General features: G+C 43.5%; 30 protein-coding genes and 1 other annotated feature. All 30 genes read right to left on the reverse strand.

What is annotated here, in order from left to right:
- Positions 1-3: 3 nt before the first annotated feature.
- The 30 genes from rpsH to rpmG all read right to left on the reverse strand — a co-directional run bounded on the left by rpsH (position 4) and on the right by rpmG (position 23,005).
- On the reverse strand, positions 4-402 hold the full coding sequence (gene rpsH / locus ISALK_RS10995; protein ID WP_160722223.1) for a 30S ribosomal protein S8: 399 nt from the start codon (positions 400-402) through the stop codon (positions 4-6).
- Positions 403-424: 22 nt separating this feature from the next.
- Entirely contained in the window at positions 425-610 is a 186-nt protein-coding gene (locus ISALK_RS11000; RefSeq protein WP_160722224.1) for a type Z 30S ribosomal protein S14, read from the reverse strand.
- Between the two features lie 15 nt (positions 611-625).
- The gene (gene rplE, locus ISALK_RS11005) at positions 626-1,165 is read right to left on the reverse strand and encodes a 50S ribosomal protein L5 (RefSeq protein ID WP_160722226.1); all 540 of its coding nucleotides are present in this window, start codon (positions 1,163-1,165) and stop codon (positions 626-628) included.
- 29 nt (positions 1,166-1,194) lie between these two features.
- Complete coding sequence (gene rplX, locus ISALK_RS11010) at positions 1,195-1,503, reverse strand: 50S ribosomal protein L24 (RefSeq protein WP_160722228.1); 309 nt, start codon at positions 1,501-1,503, stop codon at positions 1,195-1,197.
- A gap of 17 nt (positions 1,504-1,520) precedes the next feature.
- Positions 1,521-1,889, reverse strand: a complete 369-nt coding sequence (gene rplN / locus ISALK_RS11015) for a 50S ribosomal protein L14 (RefSeq protein WP_160722230.1) — start codon at positions 1,887-1,889, stop codon at positions 1,521-1,523.
- Between the two features lie 27 nt (positions 1,890-1,916).
- A complete protein-coding gene (gene rpsQ, locus ISALK_RS11020) occupies positions 1,917-2,171 on the reverse strand; it encodes a 30S ribosomal protein S17 (RefSeq protein ID WP_160722232.1) in 255 nt (84 codons plus the stop codon).
- A gap of 30 nt (positions 2,172-2,201) precedes the next feature.
- Positions 2,202-2,405, reverse strand: a complete 204-nt coding sequence (gene rpmC / locus ISALK_RS11025) for a 50S ribosomal protein L29 (protein ID WP_160722234.1) — start codon at positions 2,403-2,405, stop codon at positions 2,202-2,204.
- Positions 2,395-2,838, reverse strand: coding sequence for a 50S ribosomal protein L16 (gene rplP / locus ISALK_RS11030; RefSeq protein ID WP_160722236.1), 444 nt, complete (start codon positions 2,836-2,838; stop codon positions 2,395-2,397). The genes rpmC and rplP overlap by 11 nt, the downstream gene beginning before the upstream one ends.
- A gap of 39 nt (positions 2,839-2,877) precedes the next feature.
- On the reverse strand, positions 2,878-3,564 hold the full coding sequence (gene rpsC / locus ISALK_RS11035; protein ID WP_160722238.1) for a 30S ribosomal protein S3: 687 nt from the start codon (positions 3,562-3,564) through the stop codon (positions 2,878-2,880).
- An 18-nt stretch (positions 3,565-3,582) separates the two neighbouring features.
- Positions 3,583-3,915: a 50S ribosomal protein L22 gene (gene rplV / locus ISALK_RS11040; protein ID WP_160722240.1), complete on the reverse strand. Its 333-nt coding sequence runs from the start codon at positions 3,913-3,915 to the stop codon at positions 3,583-3,585.
- A gap of 31 nt (positions 3,916-3,946) precedes the next feature.
- Positions 3,947-4,228 carry a 30S ribosomal protein S19 gene (rpsS, locus tag ISALK_RS11045; RefSeq protein WP_160722242.1) on the reverse strand — a complete coding sequence of 94 codons (282 nt, stop codon included), beginning with the start codon at positions 4,226-4,228 and terminating at the stop codon, positions 3,947-3,949.
- A 44-nt stretch (positions 4,229-4,272) separates the two neighbouring features.
- Positions 4,273-5,109 (reverse strand): 50S ribosomal protein L2, encoded by an 837-nt coding sequence (gene rplB / locus ISALK_RS11050; protein WP_160722244.1) that lies wholly within the window; start codon positions 5,107-5,109, stop codon positions 4,273-4,275.
- A 30-nt stretch (positions 5,110-5,139) separates the two neighbouring features.
- On the reverse strand, positions 5,140-5,433 hold the full coding sequence (gene rplW, locus ISALK_RS11055; protein ID WP_371723900.1) for a 50S ribosomal protein L23: 294 nt from the start codon (positions 5,431-5,433) through the stop codon (positions 5,140-5,142).
- Complete coding sequence (gene rplD, locus ISALK_RS11060) at positions 5,430-6,053, reverse strand: 50S ribosomal protein L4 (protein ID WP_160722248.1); 624 nt, start codon at positions 6,051-6,053, stop codon at positions 5,430-5,432. The genes rplW and rplD overlap by 4 nt, the downstream gene beginning before the upstream one ends.
- Positions 6,054-6,079: 26 nt before the next feature.
- Entirely contained in the window at positions 6,080-6,715 is a 636-nt protein-coding gene (gene rplC / locus ISALK_RS11065) for a 50S ribosomal protein L3 (protein ID WP_160722250.1), read from the reverse strand.
- 90 nt (positions 6,716-6,805) lie between these two features.
- Positions 6,806-7,126: a 30S ribosomal protein S10 gene (gene rpsJ, locus ISALK_RS11070; protein ID WP_160722252.1), complete on the reverse strand. Its 321-nt coding sequence runs from the start codon at positions 7,124-7,126 to the stop codon at positions 6,806-6,808.
- Positions 7,127-7,460: 334 nt separating this feature from the next.
- On the reverse strand, positions 7,461-8,654 hold the full coding sequence (gene tuf, locus ISALK_RS11075; RefSeq protein ID WP_160722254.1) for an elongation factor Tu: 1,194 nt from the start codon (positions 8,652-8,654) through the stop codon (positions 7,461-7,463).
- A 42-nt stretch (positions 8,655-8,696) separates the two neighbouring features.
- Positions 8,697-10,772, reverse strand: coding sequence for an elongation factor G (gene fusA, locus ISALK_RS11080; RefSeq protein ID WP_160722256.1), 2,076 nt, complete (start codon positions 10,770-10,772; stop codon positions 8,697-8,699).
- A 44-nt stretch (positions 10,773-10,816) separates the two neighbouring features.
- Complete coding sequence (gene rpsG / locus ISALK_RS11085; RefSeq protein WP_160722258.1) at positions 10,817-11,287, reverse strand: 30S ribosomal protein S7; 471 nt, start codon at positions 11,285-11,287, stop codon at positions 10,817-10,819.
- 110 nt (positions 11,288-11,397) lie between these two features.
- A complete protein-coding gene (gene rpsL, locus ISALK_RS11090) occupies positions 11,398-11,811 on the reverse strand; it encodes a 30S ribosomal protein S12 (protein WP_160722260.1) in 414 nt (137 codons plus the stop codon).
- 38 nt (positions 11,812-11,849) lie between these two features.
- On the reverse strand, positions 11,850-12,107 hold the full coding sequence (locus tag ISALK_RS11095; RefSeq protein ID WP_160722262.1) for a ribosomal L7Ae/L30e/S12e/Gadd45 family protein: 258 nt from the start codon (positions 12,105-12,107) through the stop codon (positions 11,850-11,852).
- A gap of 99 nt (positions 12,108-12,206) precedes the next feature.
- The gene (rpoC, locus tag ISALK_RS11100) at positions 12,207-15,776 is read right to left on the reverse strand and encodes a DNA-directed RNA polymerase subunit beta' (RefSeq protein ID WP_160722264.1); all 3,570 of its coding nucleotides are present in this window, start codon (positions 15,774-15,776) and stop codon (positions 12,207-12,209) included.
- Between the two features lie 54 nt (positions 15,777-15,830).
- On the reverse strand, positions 15,831-19,463 hold the full coding sequence (rpoB, locus tag ISALK_RS11105) for a DNA-directed RNA polymerase subunit beta (RefSeq protein WP_160722266.1): 3,633 nt from the start codon (positions 19,461-19,463) through the stop codon (positions 15,831-15,833).
- Positions 19,464-19,677: 214 nt separating this feature from the next.
- Positions 19,678-20,037 carry a 50S ribosomal protein L7/L12 gene (gene rplL / locus ISALK_RS11110; RefSeq protein ID WP_160722268.1) on the reverse strand — a complete coding sequence of 120 codons (360 nt, stop codon included), beginning with the start codon at positions 20,035-20,037 and terminating at the stop codon, positions 19,678-19,680.
- A gap of 30 nt (positions 20,038-20,067) precedes the next feature.
- On the reverse strand, positions 20,068-20,568 hold the full coding sequence (gene rplJ / locus ISALK_RS11115) for a 50S ribosomal protein L10 (RefSeq protein WP_160722270.1): 501 nt from the start codon (positions 20,566-20,568) through the stop codon (positions 20,068-20,070).
- Between the two features lie 47 nt (positions 20,569-20,615).
- Positions 20,616-20,742: a sequence feature (ribosomal protein L10 leader region), on the reverse strand.
- A gap of 40 nt (positions 20,743-20,782) precedes the next feature.
- Entirely contained in the window at positions 20,783-21,487 is a 705-nt protein-coding gene (rplA, locus tag ISALK_RS11120; RefSeq protein WP_160722272.1) for a 50S ribosomal protein L1, read from the reverse strand.
- Positions 21,488-21,566: 79 nt separating this feature from the next.
- A complete protein-coding gene (gene rplK / locus ISALK_RS11125) occupies positions 21,567-21,992 on the reverse strand; it encodes a 50S ribosomal protein L11 (RefSeq protein ID WP_160722274.1) in 426 nt (141 codons plus the stop codon).
- 26 nt (positions 21,993-22,018) lie between these two features.
- A complete protein-coding gene (nusG, locus tag ISALK_RS11130) occupies positions 22,019-22,540 on the reverse strand; it encodes a transcription termination/antitermination protein NusG (RefSeq protein WP_160722276.1) in 522 nt (173 codons plus the stop codon).
- A 62-nt stretch (positions 22,541-22,602) separates the two neighbouring features.
- Positions 22,603-22,815 carry a preprotein translocase subunit SecE gene (secE, locus tag ISALK_RS11135; protein ID WP_160722278.1) on the reverse strand — a complete coding sequence of 71 codons (213 nt, stop codon included), beginning with the start codon at positions 22,813-22,815 and terminating at the stop codon, positions 22,603-22,605.
- 40 nt (positions 22,816-22,855) lie between these two features.
- Positions 22,856-23,005 carry a 50S ribosomal protein L33 gene (gene rpmG / locus ISALK_RS11140; RefSeq protein ID WP_160722280.1) on the reverse strand — a complete coding sequence of 50 codons (150 nt, stop codon included), beginning with the start codon at positions 23,003-23,005 and terminating at the stop codon, positions 22,856-22,858.
- Positions 23,006-23,032: the final 27 nt, after the last annotated feature.

Genomic DNA, 23,032 nt, shown 5'->3' on the forward strand with positions numbered 1-23,032 from the left:
TTATTACCAAACGTAAGCGAGTACTTCGCCGCCTACTCCTTCACGTTTTGCTACTTTATCCGTTACAACGCCCTTTGATGTGGAAATGATTGCAATTCCCAGTCCGCCTAGAACTCGTGGAATATCATCTCTTTTTGCATATACTCTTAATCCGGGCTTGGAAATCTTTTTAATACCGGTGATGATTTTTTCATTGTTCTCACCGTATTTCAGTTGAATTCGAATGATCCCTTGTTTCCCATCTTCGATCACGTCAAATCCTTTAACAAATCCTTCTTCTAAAAGAATGTTTGCAATTTCTTTTTTCATATTGGATGCAGGCACCTCTACACTTTCGTGTTTTACAGAGCTTGCATTTCTAACACGGGTTAACATATCCGCAATTGGATCAGTCATTATCATTGAACTTGCCTCCTTCCTGTTACTACCAGCTGGCTTTTCTTACTCCTGGAATTTGTCCTTTATACGCTAATTCTCTAAAGCAAATACGACAGATACCGAACTTTCTTAAATAACCGTGTGGTCGTCCACAAAGTTTGCATCGGCTGTATTCTTGGGTTTTATATTTTTGTTTTCGTTGTTGCTTGACTTTCATAGATGTTTTCGCCACAATTATCCCTCCTTCTTACTTAGCGAACGCTAGTCCCATAAGTCTTAGTAACTCCCTGCTCTCTTCATCGCTGTTTGCAGTAGTTACAAAAATAATATCCATACCTCGTACCTTGTCCACTTTATCGTATTCAATTTCCGGGAAAATCAACTGCTCTTTTACGCCTAAGGCATAATTCCCTCGTCCGTCAAAGGCTTTGGTGCTTACTCCTCTGAAGTCACGAACCCGTGGCAGGGCAACATTGAATAAGCGGTCCATAAATTCGTACATTGTGCTGCCTCTTAAAGTCACCTTCGCACCTACGGGCATTCCTTCCCGTACTTTAAAGTTCGAAACCGATCTTTTCGCTTTTGTGATAATGGGCTTTTGTCCGGTGATGGTCGCCATTTCTTCCACTGCTACTTCCAGGTTCTTTACGTTATCCCGAGCGTCGCCTACTCCCATATTGATGATGATTTTTTCTAATTTGGGGATTTCCATTACGCTGCTATAGTTAAATTTCTCCATCATTGCTGGAGCAACTTCATTTTTATACATTTCTTTTAGTCTGGCCATTAGAGACATACCTCCTCTCTTTTATTGATTTAGTCTAAAACTTCACCAGTTTTTTTGCTGACTCTTACTTTTTTGCCTGCTTCCGTTTTATATCCAACCCGAACCCCTTGATCCGCTTTTTTGTCATATACCATGACATTTGAAACATGTACCGGGGCTTCCTGTGTAATGATTCCGCCTTGTTGCATTTGTTGGGTGGGTTTTTGATGTTTCTTCGTCATGTTGATACCCTCTACCAATACTCGTTCATTTTTAGGGAAAACTTCCAGAACTTTTCCTTTTTTATCTTTATCTTTTCCTGCAATAACGACTACGGTATCATCTTTTTTAATATGCATCCTTCGCACCTCCTTAGTTATAATACCTCTGGAGCAAGTGAAACAATTCTCATAAAGTTCTTATCTCTAAGCTCTCTTGTCACTGGTCCAAAAATTCTTGTTCCCGCTGGAGATTTGTCTTCTTTAATAATTACTCCGGCATTTTGATCAAACTTAATATAGGTTCCATCATTTCTTTTCACTGGGTTTACCGTTCTTACGATCACTGCTCTGACTACTTCACCTTTTTTTACAACACCACCGGGTGTTGCACTTTTTACGGAACAAACGATTTCGTCTCCAACTCCCGCATACTTTCGCTTGGTTCCACCAAGTACTTTAATGCAAAGTAATTCTTTTGCTCCTGAATTATCTGCAACCTTAAGGCGTGATTCTTGTTGAATCATATTAATACCTCCCTTCGCATTTTCCTATTATTTCGCTTTTTCGATGATGGTATCCAGTCTCCATCGCTTGTCCTTTGATACCGGTCTTGTTTCCATGATTCTTACTAAATCGCCCAAACCACATTCGTTGTTTTCATCATGAAACTTGAACTTCGTGGTTCTCTTAACCGCTTTACCGTAGAGTTTATCGCTTACACGACTTTCTATTTCAATTACTCCGGTTTTATCCATTTTATCACTAACGACTCGACCTTCCCGGGTCTTTCGATTATTTCTTTCCATGTGTTAGCCTCCTTCCACTAAAACCTTAGTTTACGCTCTTTTCATGCCTAACTCTTCTTCCCTCATAACCGTTTTAATTCTAGCAATGTCTTTTCTCACGCTTCGAATTCTCACAGGGTTTTCAAGCTGGCCTGTTGCTAATTGAAAACGCAGATTGAAAAGTTCGCTTTTAAGATCTGATAATTTTTTGTTGAGTTCAGTTTCGTTCATATCTCGAATCTCTTTAGCTTTCATTAGCTTCACCACCCCTACCTTCTTGTTCGTCACGCATAACAAACTTTGTTTTTATCGGCAATTTATGCATAGCAAGTCTCATTGCCTCTCTTGCTTTTTCTTCCGAAACTCCTGCAATTTCAAACATGATTCGTCCCGGTTTTACTACGGCCACCCAATGATCGGGAGCCCCTTTACCGGCACCCATTCGGGTTTCGGCAGGCTTCTTGGTTACCGACTTGTGTGGGAATACTTTAATCCAAACTTTACCACCTCTTTTAATTGATCGCGTCATTGCGATACGGGCGGACTCTATTTGGTTTGATGTAATCCAACCTGGTTCCAGTGCCATAATTCCGTACTCACCGTAGGAAATTTTATTTCCCCGGTTTGCCTCGCCTTTCATTCTTCCTCTGAATACTCGTCGACGTTTTACTCTTTTTGGCATTAACATGCGCTATTCCTCCTTCCTACTAAACCGAATCTATCTATATTAGATCGCTTTTTCTTCTTTTTTGGGTTCTTCTTTTTTAGGTTCTTGTTTTTTCTCCGGTAAAACTTCGCCATTGTAGATCCATACCTTTACGCCTAACTTTCCGTAGGTAGTATCCGCTTCAGCAAATCCATAATCAATATCCGCTCTTAAGGTGTGCAGTGGTACATTTCCTTCACTGTAACCTTCGGTTCTTGCCATATCCGCTCCACCAAGTCTTCCGGCAGTGGCTACTCGAACACCTTTGGCACCTGAACGCATGGCTCTTTGCATGGCTTGCTTCATGGCTCTTCTAAAGGAAACTCTTCTTTCCAAAGAAAAGGCGATGTTTTCTGCCATCAGTTGAGCATTTTTCTCGGGAAGCTTAACCTCTACCACATTGACTGCTACGCTTTTCTTCGTGAGCTTTTCAATGTCTTTTCGAAGTTTTTCCACGCCTGTTCCACCCTTACCAATTACCATTCCGGGCTTTGAAGTGTGAACATTTACCTTCACTCGATTGTTGGCGGCTCGTTCAATGCCGACTTTTGCAATGCCTGATATATAAAGTTCTTTTTTTACAAATTTTCTTATCTTATGGTCTTCAACCAGGTAATCAGAAAAGTTTTTCTTGTTGGCATACCATTTCGTATCCCAATCTTTTATAACACCTACTCTTAAACCATGGGGGTTTACTTTTTGACCCATTCTTGTCCCTCCTTAATACTAAATTTCTTTTAACGTTACTCCAATATGACTGGTTCTTTTTCGAATCATTGTTGCACGTCCCATTGCTCTTGGTTTGAATCTTTTCATAGTCGGTCCTTGATTCGCGAAAATTTCAGAGACCACAAGACTTTCTCTAGACATCTCATGATTATTCTCAGCGTTTGCGATTGCAGAGTTTAATAACTTTTCAACAATCGGCGCTGATTTTCTCGGGGCATGCTTTAAAATTGCCAATGCCTCGTCCACTTGTTTTCCTCTGATTAAATCGATTACCTGTTGAGCTTTTCTAGGAGATATTCTTACAAATTTTACTATTGCCTTTGCTTCCACGTAGACAACCTCCTTTCAATTATCTATTCGATTATTTTACTCTGCTTGTTTTTTCTGTGTTGGCATGTCCTCGGAAAGTTCTTGTGGGTGCAAACTCCCCTAGTTTATGTCCTACCATATCTTCCGTAATGTACACCGGCACATGCTTTCTTCCGTCGTGCACAGCCAGGGTATGTCCGATCATTTGCGGGAAAATCGTGGAAGATCGAGTCCAGACTTTGATCACTTTCTTTTCATCGGTTTTGTTCATTTCTTCAATTTTCTTTAATAACCTTTTGTGAATAAAAGGTCCTTTTTTTACAGAACGACTCATTAATTTTGCCTCCTTCCAGAAACGAATATACTATTTAATCGAATTTATTTCTTCTTTTTCTTACGAGAAATAATCATTTTATTCGATGCTTTATTCTTTTTACGGGTTTTGTATCCAAGGGTTGGTTTACCCCATGGAGTTACAGGAGATGGCATACCGATTGGGGCTCTACCTTCACCACCACCGTGTGGGTGATCATTAGGGTTCATTACGGAACCACGAACCGTGGGTCGAATGCCTTTATGTCGACTTCTTCCCGCTTTACCGACGGTAATGTTTTCATGTTCAACATTTCCTACTTGGCCAACGGTGGCTCGACATTCCAAGCTGATTCTTCTCATTTCTCCGGAAGGCAACTTGATGGTTGCATTTTTACCTTCCTTCGCCATAAGCTGTGCGTAGTTTCCTGCGGAACGAACCATTTGTCCGCCTTTTCCGGGCTTCATTTCGATATTGTGAATTACCGTACCTGCAGGCATATCCTTAAGTTTCAATGCATTCCCTGCTTTGATATCGGATCCTTCTCCGGATTCTACCATGTCTCCTACAAATAAGTTCTTAGGAGCTAAAATATATCGCTTTTCACCATCTACATAGTGAAGCAGCGCAATATTTGCGGATCTGTTCGGATCGTATTCGATGGTTGCAACCTTTGCAGGAATTCCATCTTTGTTTCTTTTAAAGTCGATGATTCTATATTTTCTTTTGGCTCCGCCACCGATGTGTCTTGTGGTGATTTTACCATGTACATTTCTACCTCCGGATTTCTTCAAGGGAGCGAGTAATGATTTCTCTGGAGCTACCTTGGATATCTCTTTAAAGTCTGAGACCGTCATCTGTCTTCTTGCCGGAGTTGTGGGTTTAAACTTTCTTACTGCCATTGCATTTCCCTCCTTTATCTTTCAAATTCCTTACATTCCTTCGAAGAACTCAATTTCTTTACTGTCTTCGGATAATGTAATGATCGCTTTTTTCCAGTCTGCTCGTTTTCCTTCGTTTCTTCCCATTCGCTTAACTTTTCCGGTCATATTCAGTGTATTAGTCTTTTCAACCTTTACATCGAAAATTTTCTCGATGGCTTTTTTGATTTCCGTTTTGTTGGCATTTCGAGCCACCTTAAACGAGTACTTCCGTTCAGCCATTCCGTCCATACTTTGCTCCGTTACTAAGGGTTTGATAATGATATCATGTGGATTTCTCATTATGCGTACACCTCCTCGACCCTTTCAACCGCGTCTTTTGTAATGATGAAGTGATCATATTTTAAGATGTCGTATACATTCAAAGTGTTTACAGAAGCCGTTTGCACTCCCGGAATGTTTTTCGCTGATCTTACAATTGCTTCGTCATTATCAGTGATTACGATTAAGGCTTTTTTCCCTGCATCTAAACTCTTTAAGATGTTTGCCATCTCTTTTGTTTTTGGTGCATCCAGTTTTAATTCTTCCAATACTCTGATTTGTTCACTTGCTACCTTGGAAGATAGTGCGGATTTCATAGCGATTCTTTTTAATTTCTTAGGTAAGGTGTAGCTGAAGTCCCGACTCTTCGGTGCAAAGGCTACGCCTCCCCCTACCCAAATTGGGGATCGGATCGTACCGTGTCTTGCCCGTCCGGTACCTTTTTGTCTCCAGGGCTTTCTTCCTCCCCCTCGAACCTCGGCACGGGTTAAGGTGGATTTGGTTCCCTGGCGCTTGTTTGCCAGTTGATTTTTCACTACCTGGTGCATTGCGTGCTCGTTAATTTTCACTCCGAATACGCTGTCCTTTAATTCCATTTCATTTACTTGTTCTCCTGATACGTTATATACTGCTGCCTTCGGCATTGTTATCCTCCTCTCTGCGATAAGCTTTATTTACCTTGCTTTATCGTTTCTTTTATCGTGATTAATCCTTTTTTTGGTCCCGGTACGGCACCTTTGATAAGGATTACGTTTTTATCCTCAAGCACCTTCACAATTTCAAGGTTTCGTACGGTTACCCGTTCATTACCCATTTGTCCCGGTAAGTTCTTTCCTTTGAAAACTCTTGCAGGGTCCGCAGAAGCTCCCATGGAACCCGGTCTTCTGTGGTATCTGGAACCATGTGTTTCCGGTCCTCTTGACTGATTGTGTCGCTTGATATTACCTTGAAAACCTTTTCCCTTGGACGTTCCAATAATATCCACTTTATCTCCCGCTGCAAATGTCGCCGCAGTGATTTCCTGTCCCTGGGAAAATTCTTCACTTTTTTCCACCCGGAATTCCCGTAAAAACTTCTTCGGCGTGATTCCCGCTTTGTCAAAGTGACCTTTTTCGGGCTTTACCGTTCGGCTTTCCTTCTTTTCGTCGTAACCGACTTGAACCGCTTCATAGCCGTCTTTTTCAGTGGTTTTTAATTGAGCTACTTCATTCTTCCCGATTTCGATGACCGTAACCGGTGTAACCTCTCCTTCTTCACTGAAAACTTGAGTCATACCAACTTTTCTTCCTAATACAAATTTCATCAATGTACACCTCCTAATAATCTTACAGCGGATTATACCTGTTCGTATAATCATCCTAAGAAATAGGGCTTCTATATCTTAGTTTTACTGTTCTTACAACTTAATTTCAATGTCCACGCCAGCCGGTAGATCCAATCTCATTAGAGAATCCACAGTCTTTTGTGATGGTTCAAGAATGTCAATTAATCTTTTGTGAGTCCGCATTTCAAATTGTTCTCTTGAGTCCTTGTACTTGTGAGTTGCCCGGATAATGGTTACCACTTCTTTTTTGGTTGGTAACGGGATTGGACCGGATACCTCTGCACCACTTCTTTTAGCAGTTTCTACAATTTTGCCTGCGGATTGATCTAAAGACTTATGATCATAAGCCTTCAATCGAATTCTGATCTTTTGACTTTTTTTCTTCTCTGCCATTCAATTTCCCTCCTTTATCGCACGTTTTTTTCTGTTACGTACGACCGGGTTGTCGGTAAACGCTTCCAGGTGTATCATATCCTTTTCGCATTTTCGATTCCCTGTCGCCCGATTCGTTGATCTGACATGCTCCACGAAAATTTCCCAAGATCCTTAGGCAACCTTTCGCTTCATCGCCATTTTGCACACTAGTATATTTTATATCATCCTAGTGAGAATTTCAAGGTTTTTTTACGTTTTTTTTAAAAAAGAAATTTAGAAGAAGGGGTGTCCCCCTCTTCTAAATTCTGTTGATCAATCTAGTTATTCGACTATATTTTACCGAATTGTAATACTACTCTATGATTTGAGCTACAACACCGGCGCCTACGGTTCGTCCACCTTCTCGAATCGCAAATCGTAGACCTTCTTCCATTGCAATCGGGCTGATCAGCTCGATTTCCATGGTTACGTTGTCTCCGGGCATTACCATTTCCGTTCCTTCTCCTAGGCTGATGGAACCGGTAACGTCGGTGGTTCTGAAGAAGAACTGTGGTCGGTATCCGTCAAAGAAAGGCTTATGTCGTCCACCCTCTTCTTTTTTCAGTACGTATACTTCCCCTTTAAACTTCGTATGAGGATCAATGGTTCCCGGCTTCGCCAGTACTTGTCCTCTTTCGATTTCGTCTCGTTGGATTCCCCGTAGTAACAGTCCTACGTTGTCTCCCGCTTCTGCGTAGTCTAGTAACTTTCTAAACATTTCCACTCCCGTTACTACAAGCTTTCGCTTCTGGTCGGAAAGTCCTACCAACTCTACTTCGTCCTGTACCTTTACAGATCCCCGTTCTACCCGTCCGGTAGCTACGGTTCCTCGTCCGGTAATAGAGAATACGTCCTCTACAGGCATGGAGAAGTCTTTGTCTAAGTCTCTTTCCGGTGCAGGGATGTATTCGTCTACAGCATCAAGCAGTTCGACGATTTTGTCTCCCCATTCGCTGTCCGGATCTTCTAAGGCTTTTAGTGCAGATCCTTGAATGATTGGAATGTCGTCTCCGGGGAAGTCGTACTCGCTAAGGAGATCCCGAATTTCCATTTCCACAAGCTCTAGTAACTCTTCATCGTCTACCATGTCACACTTGTTCATGAATACTACGATGTAAGGTACGCCTACCTGTCGGGATAAAAGAATATGCTCTCGGGTTTGAGGCATTGGACCGTCGGCTGCGGATACGACTAAGATCGCTCCGTCCATTTGTGCGGCTCCCGTGATCATGTTCTTTACATAGTCCGCGTGTCCCGGGCAGTCTACGTGAGCATAGTGTCGGTTTGCGGTTTCGTACTCTACGTGGGCGGTAGAGATCGTAATACCTCTTTCCTTTTCCTCCGGTGCTTTGTCAATCTTGTCAAAGTCTACCGCAGCTCCGGTACCGTTTCGCTTATGCATGGTTATGGTTACCGCCGCGGTTAAGGTTGTCTTTCCGTGGTCTACGTGACCGATAGTCCCAATGTTTACATGGGGTTTATTTCTTTCAAATTTTGCTTTTGACATTGTTCATCCTCCTCTATTAGTAAATTTAATTTATTAATTTAATTACTTCTTGCCTTCTTTAATTTCTTCTGCAATACTTCGGGGTACCTGTTCATAGTGATCAAAGTGCATAGTGTAGTTAGCTCGTCCCTGGGTGTTGGATCGAAGGTCCGTAGAATAACCGAACATTTCTCCAAGGGGTACAAAGGCTTTGATCGCTTGTACGCCTCCCACTCGAGGCTCCATTCCTTCGACCTTGGCTCGTCTGGAGTTCAAGTCTCCAATACAATCTCCCAGGTAATCTTCCGGCGTAACCACTTCCACTTTCATGTAGGGTTCCAGAAGTACAGGCGTTCCTTTTCTCAGTCCCTCTTTAAATGCCATGGATCCGGCAACTTTAAAGGCCATTTCCGAGGAGTCTACATCATGGTAAGAACCATCATATAGTTCCACTTTTACGTCCACCACTTCAAACCCGGCAATTTCTCCGTTTTCCATGGCTTCTTGAATTCCTGCGTCAACCGCCGGAATGTATTCTTTCGGAATAGCTCCTCCGACTGTTTTGTTCACAAACTCATAACCGGTACCGGGCTCTTGAGGATAAATTCGCATTTTAACGTGTCCATACTGTCCTCTACCACCGGATTGACGAGCATATTTCTTATCGATATCCACTTCTTGAGAAATCGTTTCTTTATAAGCTACCTGAGGCTTACCTACGGTAGCCTCCACTTTGAATTCCCGAAGCATACGATCAACAATGATGTCCAGATGAAGTTCACCCATACCGGAAATAATCGTTTGTCCCGTCTCTTCATCGGTGTGGGCTCTAAAGGTGGGGTCCTCTTCCGATAGCTTTTGTAGGGCAATACTCATTTTTTCCTGTCCCGCCTTCGTCTTAGGCTCAATGGCCACGGCGATCACCGGCTCAGGGAATACCATGGATTCAAGAATTACCTGGGAGTTTTCCGCACTAAGGGTGTCTCCCGTTGCAGTATCCTTCAGGCCTACAGCTGCTGCAATGTCTCCGGCATACACTTTTGTAAGTTCCTGCCGGGTGTTTGCATGCATCTGTAGAATACGACCGATTCGCTCTTTCTTGCCCTTTGTCGAGTTATATACATAGGAACCGGACTCTAGGGTTCCTGAATATACTCGGAAAAAGGCAAGTTTACCAACGTAAGGGTCTGCCATAATTTTAAACGCTAAGGCCGCAAAAGGCTCATCATCGGAAGCTTTTCTGGATACTTCCTCATCAGAATCTTTTAAAACACCGGTAATCGGTGGTACGTCCAGGGGTGAAGGCATTAATAGCACTACATAATCCAATAGACGCTGAACACCCTTGTTTTTGTAAGCCGATCCGCAAAGTACCGGTACAATTTTATTATCCACGGTTCCTTGTCGTAAACCTTGTTCGATCTCTTCTTGGGTAATTTCTTCCCCTTCAAGATATTTCATCATCAGCTCTTCGTCATTTTCCGCAACGGCTTCCACCAGTTTTTCCCGGTATTCATCCGCAAGCTCTTTCATGTCTTCCGGAATTTCCGTTACTTCCATTTCCTGACCAAGATCATCATGATAGATTGTGGCATTCATCTTAATCAAATCGACAATCCCTTTGAAATAATCTTCTTTGCCGATGGGTAACTGGATTGGCACCGCTTTGGCACCTAATCGGTCTTCCATCATGCCCACTACATTAAAGTAATCCGCACCTAAAATATCCATTTTATTTACAAAAGCAATTCGCGGCACTTTGTACTTATCCGCTTGTCTCCAAACGGTTTCCGATTGGGGTTCCACTCCGCCTTTGGCACAGAAAACCGCAACCGCACCATCCAACACTCTAAGGGATCGTTCTACTTCAACAGTGAAGTCAACGTGTCCTGGTGTATCAATGATGTTGACTCTATGGTCATTCCACTCGCAAGTTGTCGCAGCGGAAGTAATAGTAATTCCCCGTTCTTTTTCCTGGTCCATCCAATCCATTTGTGAGGCTCCCGCATGGGTTTCGCCTAACTTACGGATTCTACCTGCATAAAACAATACCCGTTCCGTTGTTGTTGTTTTACCGGCATCGATGTGAGCCATAATTCCAATATTTCTAGTTCTCTCTAATGGGAATTTCCGTGACACTGTAATCCTCCTCTCACATACTTAAAGGCAAACTCTTATTAGTTTTACCATCTATAATGTGCAAATGCTTTGTTCGCCTCTGCCATTTTGTGTGTTTCTTCTCTTTTCTTAACGGATGCTCCTGTATTATTTGCTGCATCCATAATTTCCTTTGCTAATCTTTCGATCATACCTTTTTCCCCTCGAGCTCGGGTAAATCGGATTAACCATCGAAGTCCTAGAGTCTGTCTTCTTTCCGGTCGTACTTCCACCGGAACCTGGTAGTTGGATCCACCTACTCTACGAGCTTTTACTTCTAACACCGGCATGATGTTTTCCATTGCTTTCTCAAAGACTTCCTCAGGGTTCTCACCGGTTTTTTCTTGAATGATTTCAAATGCTTTGTACACGGTATTTTGGGCTTTCCCCTTTTTCCCATCCAACATAACATTGTTAATCAGTTTGCTAACGACTTTACTTCCGTAAATTGGATCCGCCAGCACTTCTCTTTTGGGTACGCTTCCTTTTCTTGGCACTTGTCTTCCCTCCTCAAATATACAAATTGGTTCATCGGTACTCGACACTTAAGTAGTGGCCGTTGTGCTCTATATATACAATATATATAAAATCATTACGACTTCATGACTTATTTCTTTGGTCTTTTGGTACCATACTTTGATCTTCCTTGAACTCGATTTTCTACTCCTGCTGTATCCAATGTTCCTCGGACAACATGGTATCGAACTCCCGGTAAATCTTTGATTTTTCCACCTCTAATCAGTACAACACTGTGTTCTTGTAAGTTGTGACCAATTCCGGGGATGTAAGCTGTAACTTCAATTCCATTGGTCAGTCGAACTCTTGCTACTTTTCTCAGGGCAGAGTTAGGCTTCTTTGGAGTGATGGTTTTAACAGCGGTACATACACCTCGTTTTTGTGGCGCACTTTGATCAGTTGCCATTCTTCTTTGGGAGTCAAATCCCTTTTGAAGAGCTGGAGCCCCTGACGTCTTAGTGATCTTCTTTCTTCCTTTTTTTACTAATTGATTGATAGTAGGCATTCCTTGCACCTCCTTTCAAGGCTAGAATCTTTTATAGGTTAATTTTCATTAACTGCATCTTTAATTAACGCCACCACGGCAGCATTAAGGCTGATCCCGCACTTTCGACCCAATTGCTTCATGGTCTCCACGCGGAGAACTTCAATGGATTCTTCCTCAGCTTGTCGTAAAAGAGGCTCTACAATATGGGGTTGAGCATCCTTGGCAATAATCAGCTTCCGAACTTCTTTGTTCTTCATGGCTCGGGTGGATTCTTTAAAGCCTACGACTTTATTTTTCTTTTTCAGATCGTCCATTGGTCAGCTTCCTCCTTTGTTGTCACCTGAGAGATCCTAAGACCCCTCAGGTTTCACAAGGCTGCGCATTTTACGCACTAAAACATTTTATCATTAGTGTTATTCCGTGTCAACTGCTTGGTTTGTATTTCCTTCCTCTAGTAAAATCTCTTCTGTGGGGACCTCATCGGCGGCTATCTCTTGGTCCGGTTGGGCTAAGTTATTCACGGCAATATTTTTATACCGTTTCATTCCCGTTCCCGCAGGGATCAATTTCCCGATAATCACATTCTCCTTAAGGCCGATTAAGTGATCCTCTTTCCCTTTTATGGCAGCGTCCGTCAGCACTCTTGTGGTCTCCTGGAAGGAAGCGGCAGATAAAAAGGAGTCCGTGGCAAGGGAGGCCTTGGTAATGCCAAGCAGGGTTTCTGAATAGGATGAGGGTTCAAGTCCTGCCTGTACAGCCTCATCGTTGACTTTAATGAGATCGAATACATTTTCCAGGGTTCCCGGTAAAAGATCCGTATCCCCCATGTCTTCCACCTTTACCCGGCTAAGCATTTGTCTTACGATCACTTCTACGTGTTTATCATCGATATCCACCCCTTGAAGGCGGTAAACCTTTTGCACTTCCTTGATGATATAGTTCTGTACGCCAATGGTTCCTTTAATGCTCAGGATGTCATGGGGATTTACGGAACCTTCCGTAACCTCATCCCCCTTTTCGATGATTTGTCCGTTATCTACTTTGATCCGGGCACTGTAAGGAATCTCATATTTCTTTTCATCCTCTTCGTTTTTAACGATCACTTCCCGCTTCTTGGCGCTTTCCTTAAGGGTAACTTCCCCTTCGATTTCCGAAATGATGGCAAGCCCCTTAGGCTTTCTCGCCTCAAAAAGCTCTTCGATTCTTGGAAGACCCTGGGTAATATCCGCACCGGCGACCCCTCCCGTATGGAAGGTTCTCATGGTAAGCTGGGTTCCCGGTTCACCAATGGATTGGGCTGCGATAATACCGACGGCTTCTCCTACCTCTACGGATTTTCCTGTAGCCAAGTTCCTTCCGTAGCATTTAGCGCAGACTCCATGCTTGGTTTTACAATTTAAGGTGGTTCGAATGTTCAGCTCTTCCACCCCGGTTGCCACAATAGCCTCCGCCTCTTCTTCCTCAATCAGTTCATTTCTTTTAACGATTATTTCTCCGGTTTCCGGATTCAGTAAATCCTCAGAAGCATATCGGCCCACCAGTCGATCATACAGGGCTTCAATGACTTCATTGCCGTCTTTATAGGCATGGACTTTTGTAGCGTCTTCCGTGCCGCAGTCCAGTTCTCTTACAATAACGTCTTGGGAAACATCCACCAGTCTCCGTGTCAGATATCCGGAGTCAGCGGTTCGTAGGGCTGTATCCGCAAGACCTTTCCGGGCGCCGTGGGTGGAAATAAAGTATTCCAGTACCGTAAGACCTTCCCGGAAGTTTGCGGTGATCGGCATTTCTACCGTGTGACCGCTGGCATTGGCCATTAAGCCACGCATGCCTCCCAGTTGTCGGATCTGGTTCTTACTTCCCCTTGCTCCGGAGTGGGCCATGATGAAAAGATTATTCATCCGGTCCAGCCCTTCCATCAGTTTATCCGTTACCAGATCCGTGGTCTCCGACCAGGTTTCGATTACCTTATCGTAACGCTCATCATCGGAAATCAGACCTCGTCGATAAGCTTTTTCAAACTTTTCAACTTTGCCCTCTGCCTCTTGTAATAAGGCTACCTTGGCTTCCGGTACATCAATATCGGAAACGCCGATGGTGATGGCTCCCTTGGTAGAGTACTTAAAGCCCATTCCTTTGATGTAGTCCAGAAGTTTAACGGTTTCATTGTTGCCGAACTTCCTGAAACACTTCCCGATAATGGCTCCCAGGGCTTTTTTATCACATAAAAAGTCAACTTCCAGGGCATAGGGGTCCTTCTCCCGATCAACAAATCCAAGGTTTTGGGGGACTTCCTCATTAAAGATGAAACGTCCCACGGTGCTTTCCACCAGTTTTCCCGTATCCTTTTCATGCAGTTTTCTCCGGACCTTCACCTTGGAATGAAGGCTGACATATCCATTGGCGTAGGCCATAATCATTTCATCCTGATCTTTAAAGACCATCCCTTCACCCTTGGCCCCATCCTGATCGATGGTCAGGTAGTAGCTACCAAGAACCATATCCTGGGTAGGGGTGGTAATCGGCTCTCCGTCCTTTGGTGCTAAAATGTTGTTCGGGGAAAGCATTAGGAATCGGCATTCCGCCTGGGCTTCCATAGACAGCGGCACATGAACCGCCATTTGGTCTCCGTCAAAGTCTGCATTATAGGCGGTACAAACTAAGGGATGCAGTTTAATGGCTTTTCCTTCCACAAGGACCGGTTCAAAGGCTTGAATCCCCAGTCTATGCAAGGTCGGTGCCCGGTTTAGGAGCACCGGGTGTTCCTTGATCACATCCTCCAGCACATCCCAGACTTCCGGTTTTATCTTTTCAACCATTTTTTTGGCGCTTTTTATATTGTGGGCTTGATCTCCCGAAACCAGTCGTTTCATTACAAAGGGTTTAAAGAGCTCCAAGGCCATTTTCTTTGGCAGGCCACATTGGTAAAATTTCAGTTCCGGTCCAACAACGATTACTGAACGTCCCGAGTAATCCACCCGTTTCCCGAGAAGATTTTGCCGGAATCGACCCTGCTTTCCCTTTAGCATATCGGAAAGGGATTTCAGCGGCCGGTTTCCCGGTCCGGTTACGGGCTTTCCTCTACGGCCGTTATCAATTAAAGCGTCCACCGCTTCCTGAAGCATTCTTTTTTCATTACGGACAATAATGTCCGGGGCTCCCAAATCCAGTAGTCGCTTCAACCGATTATCCCGGTTGATAACCCTACGGTATAAGTCGTTCAAATCGGAAGTGGCAAATCTTCCTCCATCCAATTGAACCATGGGGCGTAGGTCCGGTGGAATCACCGGTACCGCCTCTAGAATCATCCATTCCGGTTTGTTTCCGGATTTTCTAAAGGCCTCCACAACTTCCAGCCTTCGAATGGTTCGCACCCGTTTTTGTCCCGTGCTTTCCTTTAAGTTTTGCCGAAGTTCCGTATTCAAGCTTTCCAGATCAATATTTTTCAGTACATCTTTAACCGCTTCCGCACCCATGGCGGCTTTAAAGGTGTTTCCGTACTTTTCCAGAGCATCGTTATATTCTTTTTCCGTTAATACCTGTTTTTCTGTAAGTCCTGTATCCCCGGGATCCGTAACCAGGTACGCTGCAAAGTACAGCACCTTTTCCAAGGATCTCGGCGACATATCCAAAATCAGTCCCATTCTACTGGGGATGCCTTTGAAATACCAAATATGAGATACCGGGGCCGCCAGTTCAATGTGCCCCATTCTTTCCCTTCTCACCTTTGCCTTGGTCACCTCAACGCCGCAACGGTCACACACAACCCCTTTATGACGAACTCTTTTGTACTTTCCGCAATGACATTCCCAGTCCTTCGTCGGTCCGAAAATCTCCTCACAAAAGAGCCCCTTCTTTTCAGGTTTTAATGTTCGATAGTTAATTGTTTCCGGTTTTTTTACTTCTCCCCTTGACCACTGTCTGATTTTCTCTGCGGATGCTAAACCGATTTTGATGGATTCAAAATTATTTAATTCACACAAGGAGTATCGCTCCTTTCCACTTTTCATGATTTTTTTATCTGCCTGCAAGAATTGTTATTCTTCTTCACTGTTTATATCTTCTACCACTGCATCTTCTTTTACTGTATCCTTTTCCTTCGGTGGATTTAAGGATACCGGTGCCTCTTCCAGGCCTAAATCGGAACCTTCGGTGTCCAGACTCTCCCGGATTTCAATTTCCGTTTCACGATCCCTTAACACTTTAACGTCCAGGGCTAAACTCTGAAGTTCTTTGATTAAGACTTTGAAAGACTCGGGAATTCCCGGTTCCGGAACATTTTCTCCCTTGACAATGCTTTCATAGGTTTTCACACGGCCTACCACATCATCGGACTTTACCGTTAAAATTTCCTGTAGAGTGTGAGCGGAGCCATAGGCCTCTAAGGCCCAAACTTCCATTTCTCCAAACCGCTGTCCACCGAACTGTGCCTTACCACCCAGGGGCTGCTGGGTAACTAAGGAGTAAGGCCCCGTACTCCTTGCATGGATTTTATTATCAACTAAGTGATGCAGTTTCAGCATATACATATACCCCGTGGTTACATCGTTATCAAATTTCTCCCCGGTTCTTCCGTCAATCAGCGGCACTTTACCGGTTTCGCTGAAGCCCGCTTCTTTTAAAGCCTCCATGATGTCATATTCGTTCGCTCCGTCAAATACGGGAGTGGCTACTTTCCAGTTTAACGCCTTCGCCGCAAGACCTAAATGGATTTCCAGCACCTGACCGATGTTCATTCGCGAGGGTACACCCAGGGGATTTAAAACAATCTCCACCGGGGTTCCATCGGGTAAGAAAGGCATGTCCTCTTCCGGAAGAATCCGGGAGATTACCCCTTTGTTTCCGTGTCTTCCCGCCATTTTGTCCCCTACGTTGATTTTCTTTTTCTTTGCAATATACACTCTTACCAGTTCATTTACCCCGGGGGATAATTCATCGCCGTTTTCCCGGGTAAATACTTTGATATCTATAATAATCCCGTTTTCCCCGTGGGGAACTTTCAGGGAGGTGTCTCGAACTTCTCTCGCTTTTTCACCGAAAATTGCTCTTAAGAGTCGTTCCTCCGCAGTGAGTTCCGTCTCCCCTTTTGGGGTGACCTTTCCTACCAGGATGTCACCGGAGTCCACTTCTGCACCGATGCGGATGATCCCCCGCTCGTCCAGATTTCTCAGGGCGTCCTCAGAAACATTGGGAATATCCCGGGTGATCTCTTCCGGTCCCAGTTTTGTATCCCGGGCGTCGGACTCATACTCTTCTATATGAAGGGATGTTAGGGAATCTTCCCTTACCAGCCGCTCATTAATCAGTATCGCATCCTCGAAGTTATACCCTTCCCAAGGCATAAAGGCTACCAGGCAGTTTCTGCCCAGGGCCAGTTCTCCGTTGTCCGTGGAGGGTCCATCGGCTAATACGTCACCTTTTTTAACGAACTCCCCTTTGTTGACCAAGGGCTTTTGATTAAAGCAGGTCCCTTGGTTCGACCTTTTAAACTTCAAAAGATTGTGTCGTTCTTTATTTCCGTTTTCTCCTTTGATCACAATTTCCGTCGCTGTGGATTTTTCCACAACGCCTTCAGTTTCCGCAACAATAACAACTCCTGAATCCTTTGCCGCACGATACTCCATTCCCGTTCCGATTATAGGAGCGTCGGTTTTTAACAAAGGTACGGATTGCCGCTGCATGTTGGATCCCATCAGGGCCCGGTTCGCATCATCGTTTTCCAGGAAAGGGATCATGGCTGTGGCTACGGATACAACTTGCTTCGGTGATACGTCCATGTAGTCCACTTCGTCCCGGGGCACTACATCAATGGCACCGTTATAGGTTCGACAAGTCACCTTGCTGTTTACAAATCGTCCTTCTTCATCCAGAGGCTCATTGGCCTGGGCAATAATGGCCACGTCTTCATCATCCGCCGTTAAGTACTGGGTTTTTTCCAACACGATGGCGCTTTCCTTGTCCACAATTCGGTAAGGGGACTCCGTGAAACCATACTCATTAATTCTTGCATAGGAACTCAGGGAGTTGATCAGTCCGATGTTGGGTCCCTCTGGAGTTTCAATAGGGCACATTCTTCCGTAATGGGAATGATGCACGTCTCGCACCGCAAAGCCTGCCCTTTCTCTGGAAAGGCCGCCCGGTCCGAGGGCCGAGAGTCTTCTTTTATGGGTCAGTTCCGCTAAAGGATTGGTCTGATCCATAAACTGGGATAATTGAGAACTTCCGAAAAACTCTTTTATCGATGCCGCCACCGGCCGAATATTGATTAAGGCTTGAGGTGTAACGGTTTCCACGTCTTGTATGGTCATTCTTTCCTTTACCACCCGTTCCATCCGGGAAAGGCCGATCCGGAATTGATTTTGCATCAACTCTCCCACGGATCGCAGTCTTCGATTCCCCAGGTGGTCGATGTCATCGGTGTTCCCGATTCCGTGGATCAGGTTAAACACATAACTAATAGAAGCTATAATGTCAGAGTGGATAATGTTTTTCGGTACCAGTTCCCGTCTCCGATCTTTTAAAGCTCCTTTGATTTCATCTTCCGTTTCACTGCTGTCTAAAATTTCTTTTAACACGGGATAATAAACCTTCTCCCGCAGTTTATACTCTGAAAGGTCGAAGTCCAAGTATTTTTTCGGATCCACAAACCGGTTCCCGATCACCTTTACGATCCGGTCTTCTGCGCCATAAACCTTCACTTCATAGATCCCTAAATTTTCTACTTCAAAGGCTTTAGCTTTGGATATCTTCGTACCTTCTTCTACAATGATTTCTCCCGTTGATTCATCAACAATATCCATTGCCGCTACTTGGTTTGTAATTCTCCGCGCAATGGAAAGTTTCTTATTAAATTTGTATCTTCCAACCTTTGCCAAGTCATACCGCTTGGGATCATAGAACAGGGAGTTCAAAAGAGTTCTTGCACTATCTAAGTTGGGGGGTTCCCCGGGTCTTAGTTTTTTGTAGATTTCAAGCAAGGCTTCTTCTTCATTGGTGGTATTGTCCTTATCTAAGGTGTTTAAAAGGTATTCGTCTTCGCCGATTAAATCTTTAACCTGACTGTCGCTGCTGTACCCTAGGGCTCTCAGCAGTACCGTCACCGGTTGTTTTCGGTTTCGATCAATCCGGACGCTGATGATTCCGTTGGAGTCCGTCTCATATTCCAGCCATGCTCCCCGATTGGGGATCACCGTTGAGGAATAAAGTTCCCGACCGGAGGTGTCCCGTTCCATGTTGTAGTACACACCGGGGGACCGAACCAACTGGGTTACGATCACTCTTTCCGCTCCGTTGATAACAAAGGTTCCCGTGTCCGTCATCAGAGGGAAATCCCCCATAAATACTTCCTGCTCTTTCACCTCACCGGTCTCTTTGTTGATCAGTCTTACCTTCACCTTTAGAGGGCATGCATAGTTTACATCTCGTTCCTTCGACTCCGCAACTCCATACTTCGGATCTTCATCCAGGGAATAACCGATGAATTCCAAAATCAGATTTCCCGTATAGTCCTCAATCGGGGAAATATCATTGAAGACTTCTTCCAGGCCTTCTTTCAAAAACCATTCATAGGAAGACTTTTGCAGTTCGATTAAATTGGGTACGTCAAACACCTCATTAATCTGGGAGTAGGTCATTCTTTTACTTCTTCCAAGTTGGATAGGACGTGGCATTGTATTCACTCCTTGCTTTAAATATATATATTACAATTTCTTGTCAAAAAAAATATTACGCACACTTCAATGCAATATATAATTTTATCATAGTGCTATCAAGAGTGTCAATAATTATTTTAGAGATAAAAAAATCAGGCAAGAGTCATCATTATGCGTCTCTTACCCGATTAGTTTTGTGATTAATAGTCTGTTGCCGGCATCAAATGTATCACTACTTAAGTTCTACAGTTGCTCCAACTTCTTCTAATTTACTTTTCATTTCTTCCGCTGCGTCTTTTTCAACGCCTTCTTTTACTGCCTTAGGAGCTTCATCTACTAATGCTTTCGCTTCCTTAAGACCTAGACCGGTGATTTCTCGAACAATCTTGATTACTTTAATCTTTCCGGATCCTGCACTTTCAAGAACTACGTCAAAGTCCGTCTTTTCTTCTTCAACTTCTCCGGCAGCACCGGCAGCCGCTACAGGAGCCGCTGCAGAAACGCCAAACTTCTCCTCCGCTGCTTCTACTAATTCATTAAGTTCTAATACTTTCATGTTTTCAATTGCTTCTAAAATTTCTTGATGTGTCATTTATCAAGCACCTCCGATTATTTTTTTTATTTAGGCTTCTTCTTCTTGCTTCTTATCTGCAACCGCTTTAAGCATATATGCAAAATTGGAAATTGGAGCTTTAAAGCTTCCAAGAAGTTTTGCAATCAGTTCTTCTCTTGATGGAATGGATGCAACTTTATTTAAGTCTGCACCTTTATACATTTCACCTTCTAATATACCAACTTTTAGTTCAAGTTTTTCATGATCCTTGGCAAAGTTCTTTGCGATTTTTGCCGGAGCGATGGGATCGTCATAACCGAATGCGATGGCATTGGGTCCGTTCAGATCTTCCACTAATGCTTCATTTCCCGTTTCTTTTGCCGCACGTCGAATCAAAGTATTTCGATAAACACTGTAATCCACGCCCGCTTCTCTAAACTGTTTTCTAAGCTCCGTCGCTTCCGCCACGTCTAATCCTCTATAGTCAACAACCAGCATTGATGTAGAACGATTAAATTTATCTTTGATTTCTTCCACTATGACTTTCTTCTTTTCAATAGCTTTTGACACAGAAGGCCACCTCCTTATTTAAAATCTTTCTAAAGCTCCTATTTTGCCTTGAAATTGAAAAAGACCTTTTACCGTCCGGAGGACATAAAAGGTCTTTGAGTTTCTTATATTCAAAGCCTAAGTAGGAAATTAAGCTTTCGCACCTACTGTCTCCGGCAAAATATTCACATTTGTATAGTCAGTTTATCAGCAAACCTTTGGCCTGTCAAGATGTTTATTCGTCGGCTTCCAGTTTCGATGTGCTGACTTTAACTCCTGGTCCCATGGTGCTTGTCAGGGTTACGCTTCTAAGGTATTGACCCTTAGCTGCCGCAGGCCTCGCTTTAACGATGGCATCCATAAGCGCTTTGTAGTTCTCATGAATTTCCTGCTCTCCAAAGGAAACCTTTCCGATTGGAACATGGATAATGTTGCTTTTATCCAGACGATATTCCACCTTACCGGCTTTGATCTCTTTAACCGCGTTTCCAAGGTCAAAGGTTACCGTTCCGGATTTTGGATTCGGCATTAATCCCTTTGGTCCAAGAACTCGACCTAGTTTTCCAACAACACCCATCATATCCGGGGTTGCCACAACCACATCAAAGTCGAACCAGTTTTCATTTTGAATTTTATCCGCTAATTCTGCTTCGCCTACGTAATCGGCTCCTGCATTTTTAGCTTCCTCGGCTTTTTCACCCTTTGCAAAAACCAAAACCTTGACTTCTTTACCGGTACCATGGGGAAGTACAATTGCCCCTCTTACCTGTTGGTCCGCATGTCTTGAATCCACCCCTAATTTAATATGGGCTTCCACGGTTTCGTCAAATTTTGCTTTTGCTGTTTCTTTAATCAGTTCCACAGCTTTCTTTGGGCTGTACTGTTTTTGTCGGTCTACCAACTTAACAGAATCTTGATATTTCTTTCCTCTTTTAGCCATTTTATTTCCCTCCTTGTGGTTAAGCGGCTTTTGCCTCCCACTCATTCTTCAACATTCTTTTCCTCACTAACCTTCTACTCTAGCCTTCTACTTCCACACCCATACTTCTTGCTGTACCTTCAACCATACTCATTGCAGTTTCCACTGTAGCAGCATTCAGATCCGGTTGCTTTAATTCTGCGATCTCTTTAATTTGAGCCTTTGTGATTTTACCGACCTTTGCTTTGTTCGGTTCACCGGAACCGGACTTCAGTCCAATCGCTTTCTTGATTAAAACCGCCGCCGGTGGAGTTTTGGTGATGAAAGAGAAAGATCGGTCCTGATATACCGTGATGATTACCGGTATTACAAGTCCTGCATCATCCGCAGTCTTTGCATTAAATTCTTTACAGAACCCCATAATATTAATACCATGTTGTCCAAGAGCAGGGCCTACCGGTGGTGCCGGAGTCGCTTTCGCTGCTTCTATTTGTAACTTAATTTGTCCAATAACTTTTTTCGCCATGATTACACCTCCTTTAAATACTTGTCTTAAATATCTGTTACTTGATCAAAACTTAGTTCTACCGGAGTTTCTCTACCAAACATGGAGATTAGCACTTTAAAAGTCCCTTTCTCAATGTTGATCTCTTCAATAGTACCAATAAAGTCTTGAAAAGGCCCAGATGTTACTTTAACAGAATCTCCTTTTTTAAAAGGAGCCTCTACTACCACATGTTCAATTCCCATGGTTCGAACCTCATGGTCCGTCAGTGGGATCGGCTTGGAGCTCGGGCCTACAAAGCCTGTTACCCCTCGGGTGTTTCGAACCAGATACCAGGACTCATCGGTTACAATCATTTTTACAATTACATAACCAGGATAGAGTTTGGATTCCTTGATTTTCTTCTTGCCGTTTTTGATCTCCACGATCTCTTCCATGGGGACTTTTACTTCCTGTATTACATCTTCCATACCTCGGTTTTCCACTAATTTTTCAATATTGGCCTGAACCTTTTTTTCATGACCGGAAAAGGTATGGACCACATACCATCTTGCTTCTTCTTGGGACATATATATGAAGGAGCTATTTTATAGCAATAGTCCTCTCTCGCCTCCTTTATTATAGTCTGGCATTAAATAATTAGGCTTAATCCTAAACCGAACACTGAATCTAAAATCCAAATAACAAACGCTGCTGCTGCACAAACAAAAATAACAACCGTTGTATGAGTTTTTAACTCTTGCTTGTTAGGCCAGTTTACCTTTTTCAGTTCCGCTTTAGCACTTTTTAAAAACTTCCCAAGACTTGCTCGTTTTGTAGTGGTACTTGCTTGTTGAGCACTCATGACTTGTCACATCCTTTTTTAAACAAATTCGAAACCTGAATTATTTTGTTTCTTTGTGAACAGTATGATGCTTGTCGAATTTACAGTATTTTTTCAACTCTATTCGATCAGGGTCATTTTTCTTGTTTTTTGATGTTATATAGTTTCTTCGCTTACACTCTTCACACGCTAAGGTAACATTTACTCGCACCTTCTCCACCTCCTAGCTAAAAACACC

The sequence above is a fragment of the Isachenkonia alkalipeptolytica genome (genome assembly GCF_009910325.1).
Lineage (GTDB): Bacteria > Bacillota > Clostridia > Peptostreptococcales > T1SED10-28 > Isachenkonia > Isachenkonia alkalipeptolytica.

Coding starts and splice junctions, on each gene's coding strand:
- rpsH (WP_160722223.1), bottom strand. CDS start 402: ATGATAATGACTGATCCAATTGCGGATATGTTAACCCGTGTTAGAAAT.
- rplE (WP_160722226.1), bottom strand. CDS start 1,165: ATGGCCAGACTAAAAGAAATGTATAAAAATGAAGTTGCTCCAGCAATG.
- rplX (WP_160722228.1), bottom strand. CDS start 1,503: ATGCATATTAAAAAAGATGATACCGTAGTCGTTATTGCAGGAAAAGAT.
- rplN (WP_160722230.1), bottom strand. CDS start 1,889: ATGATTCAACAAGAATCACGCCTTAAGGTTGCAGATAATTCAGGAGCA.
- rpsQ (WP_160722232.1), bottom strand. CDS start 2,171: ATGGAAAGAAATAATCGAAAGACCCGGGAAGGTCGAGTCGTTAGTGAT.
- rpmC (WP_160722234.1), bottom strand. CDS start 2,405: ATGAAAGCTAAAGAGATTCGAGATATGAACGAAACTGAACTCAACAAA.
- rplP (WP_160722236.1), bottom strand. CDS start 2,838: ATGTTAATGCCAAAAAGAGTAAAACGTCGACGAGTATTCAGAGGAAGA.
- rpsC (WP_160722238.1), bottom strand. CDS start 3,564: ATGGGTCAAAAAGTAAACCCCCATGGTTTAAGAGTAGGTGTTATAAAA.
- rpsS (WP_160722242.1), bottom strand. CDS start 4,228: ATGAGTCGTTCTGTAAAAAAAGGACCTTTTATTCACAAAAGGTTATTA.
- rplB (WP_160722244.1), bottom strand. CDS start 5,109: ATGGCAGTAAGAAAGTTTAAACCCACAACTCCGGCAAGAAGACAGATG.
- rplD (WP_160722248.1), bottom strand. CDS start 6,053: ATGCCGAAGGCAGCAGTATATAACGTATCAGGAGAACAAGTAAATGAA.
- rpsJ (WP_160722252.1), bottom strand. CDS start 7,126: ATGGCAGAGAAGAAAAAAAGTCAAAAGATCAGAATTCGATTGAAGGCT.
- tuf (WP_160722254.1), bottom strand. CDS start 8,654: ATGTCAAAAGCAAAATTTGAAAGAAATAAACCCCATGTAAACATTGGG.
- rpsL (WP_160722260.1), bottom strand. CDS start 11,811: ATGCCTACTATCAATCAATTAGTAAAAAAAGGAAGAAAGAAGATCACT.
- ISALK_RS11095 (WP_160722262.1), bottom strand. CDS start 12,107: ATGGACGATCTGAAAAAGAAAAATAAAGTCGTAGGCTTTAAAGAATCC.
- rpoB (WP_160722266.1), bottom strand. CDS start 19,463: ATGCCACGTCCTATCCAACTTGGAAGAAGTAAAAGAATGACCTACTCC.
- rplL (WP_160722268.1), bottom strand. CDS start 20,037: ATGACACATCAAGAAATTTTAGAAGCAATTGAAAACATGAAAGTATTA.
- rplA (WP_160722272.1), bottom strand. CDS start 21,487: ATGGCTAAAAGAGGAAAGAAATATCAAGATTCTGTTAAGTTGGTAGAC.
- rplK (WP_160722274.1), bottom strand. CDS start 21,992: ATGGCGAAAAAAGTTATTGGACAAATTAAGTTACAAATAGAAGCAGCG.
- nusG (WP_160722276.1), bottom strand. CDS start 22,540: ATGTCCCAAGAAGAAGCAAGATGGTATGTGGTCCATACCTTTTCCGGT.
- secE (WP_160722278.1), bottom strand. CDS start 22,815: ATGAGTGCTCAACAAGCAAGTACCACTACAAAACGAGCAAGTCTTGGG.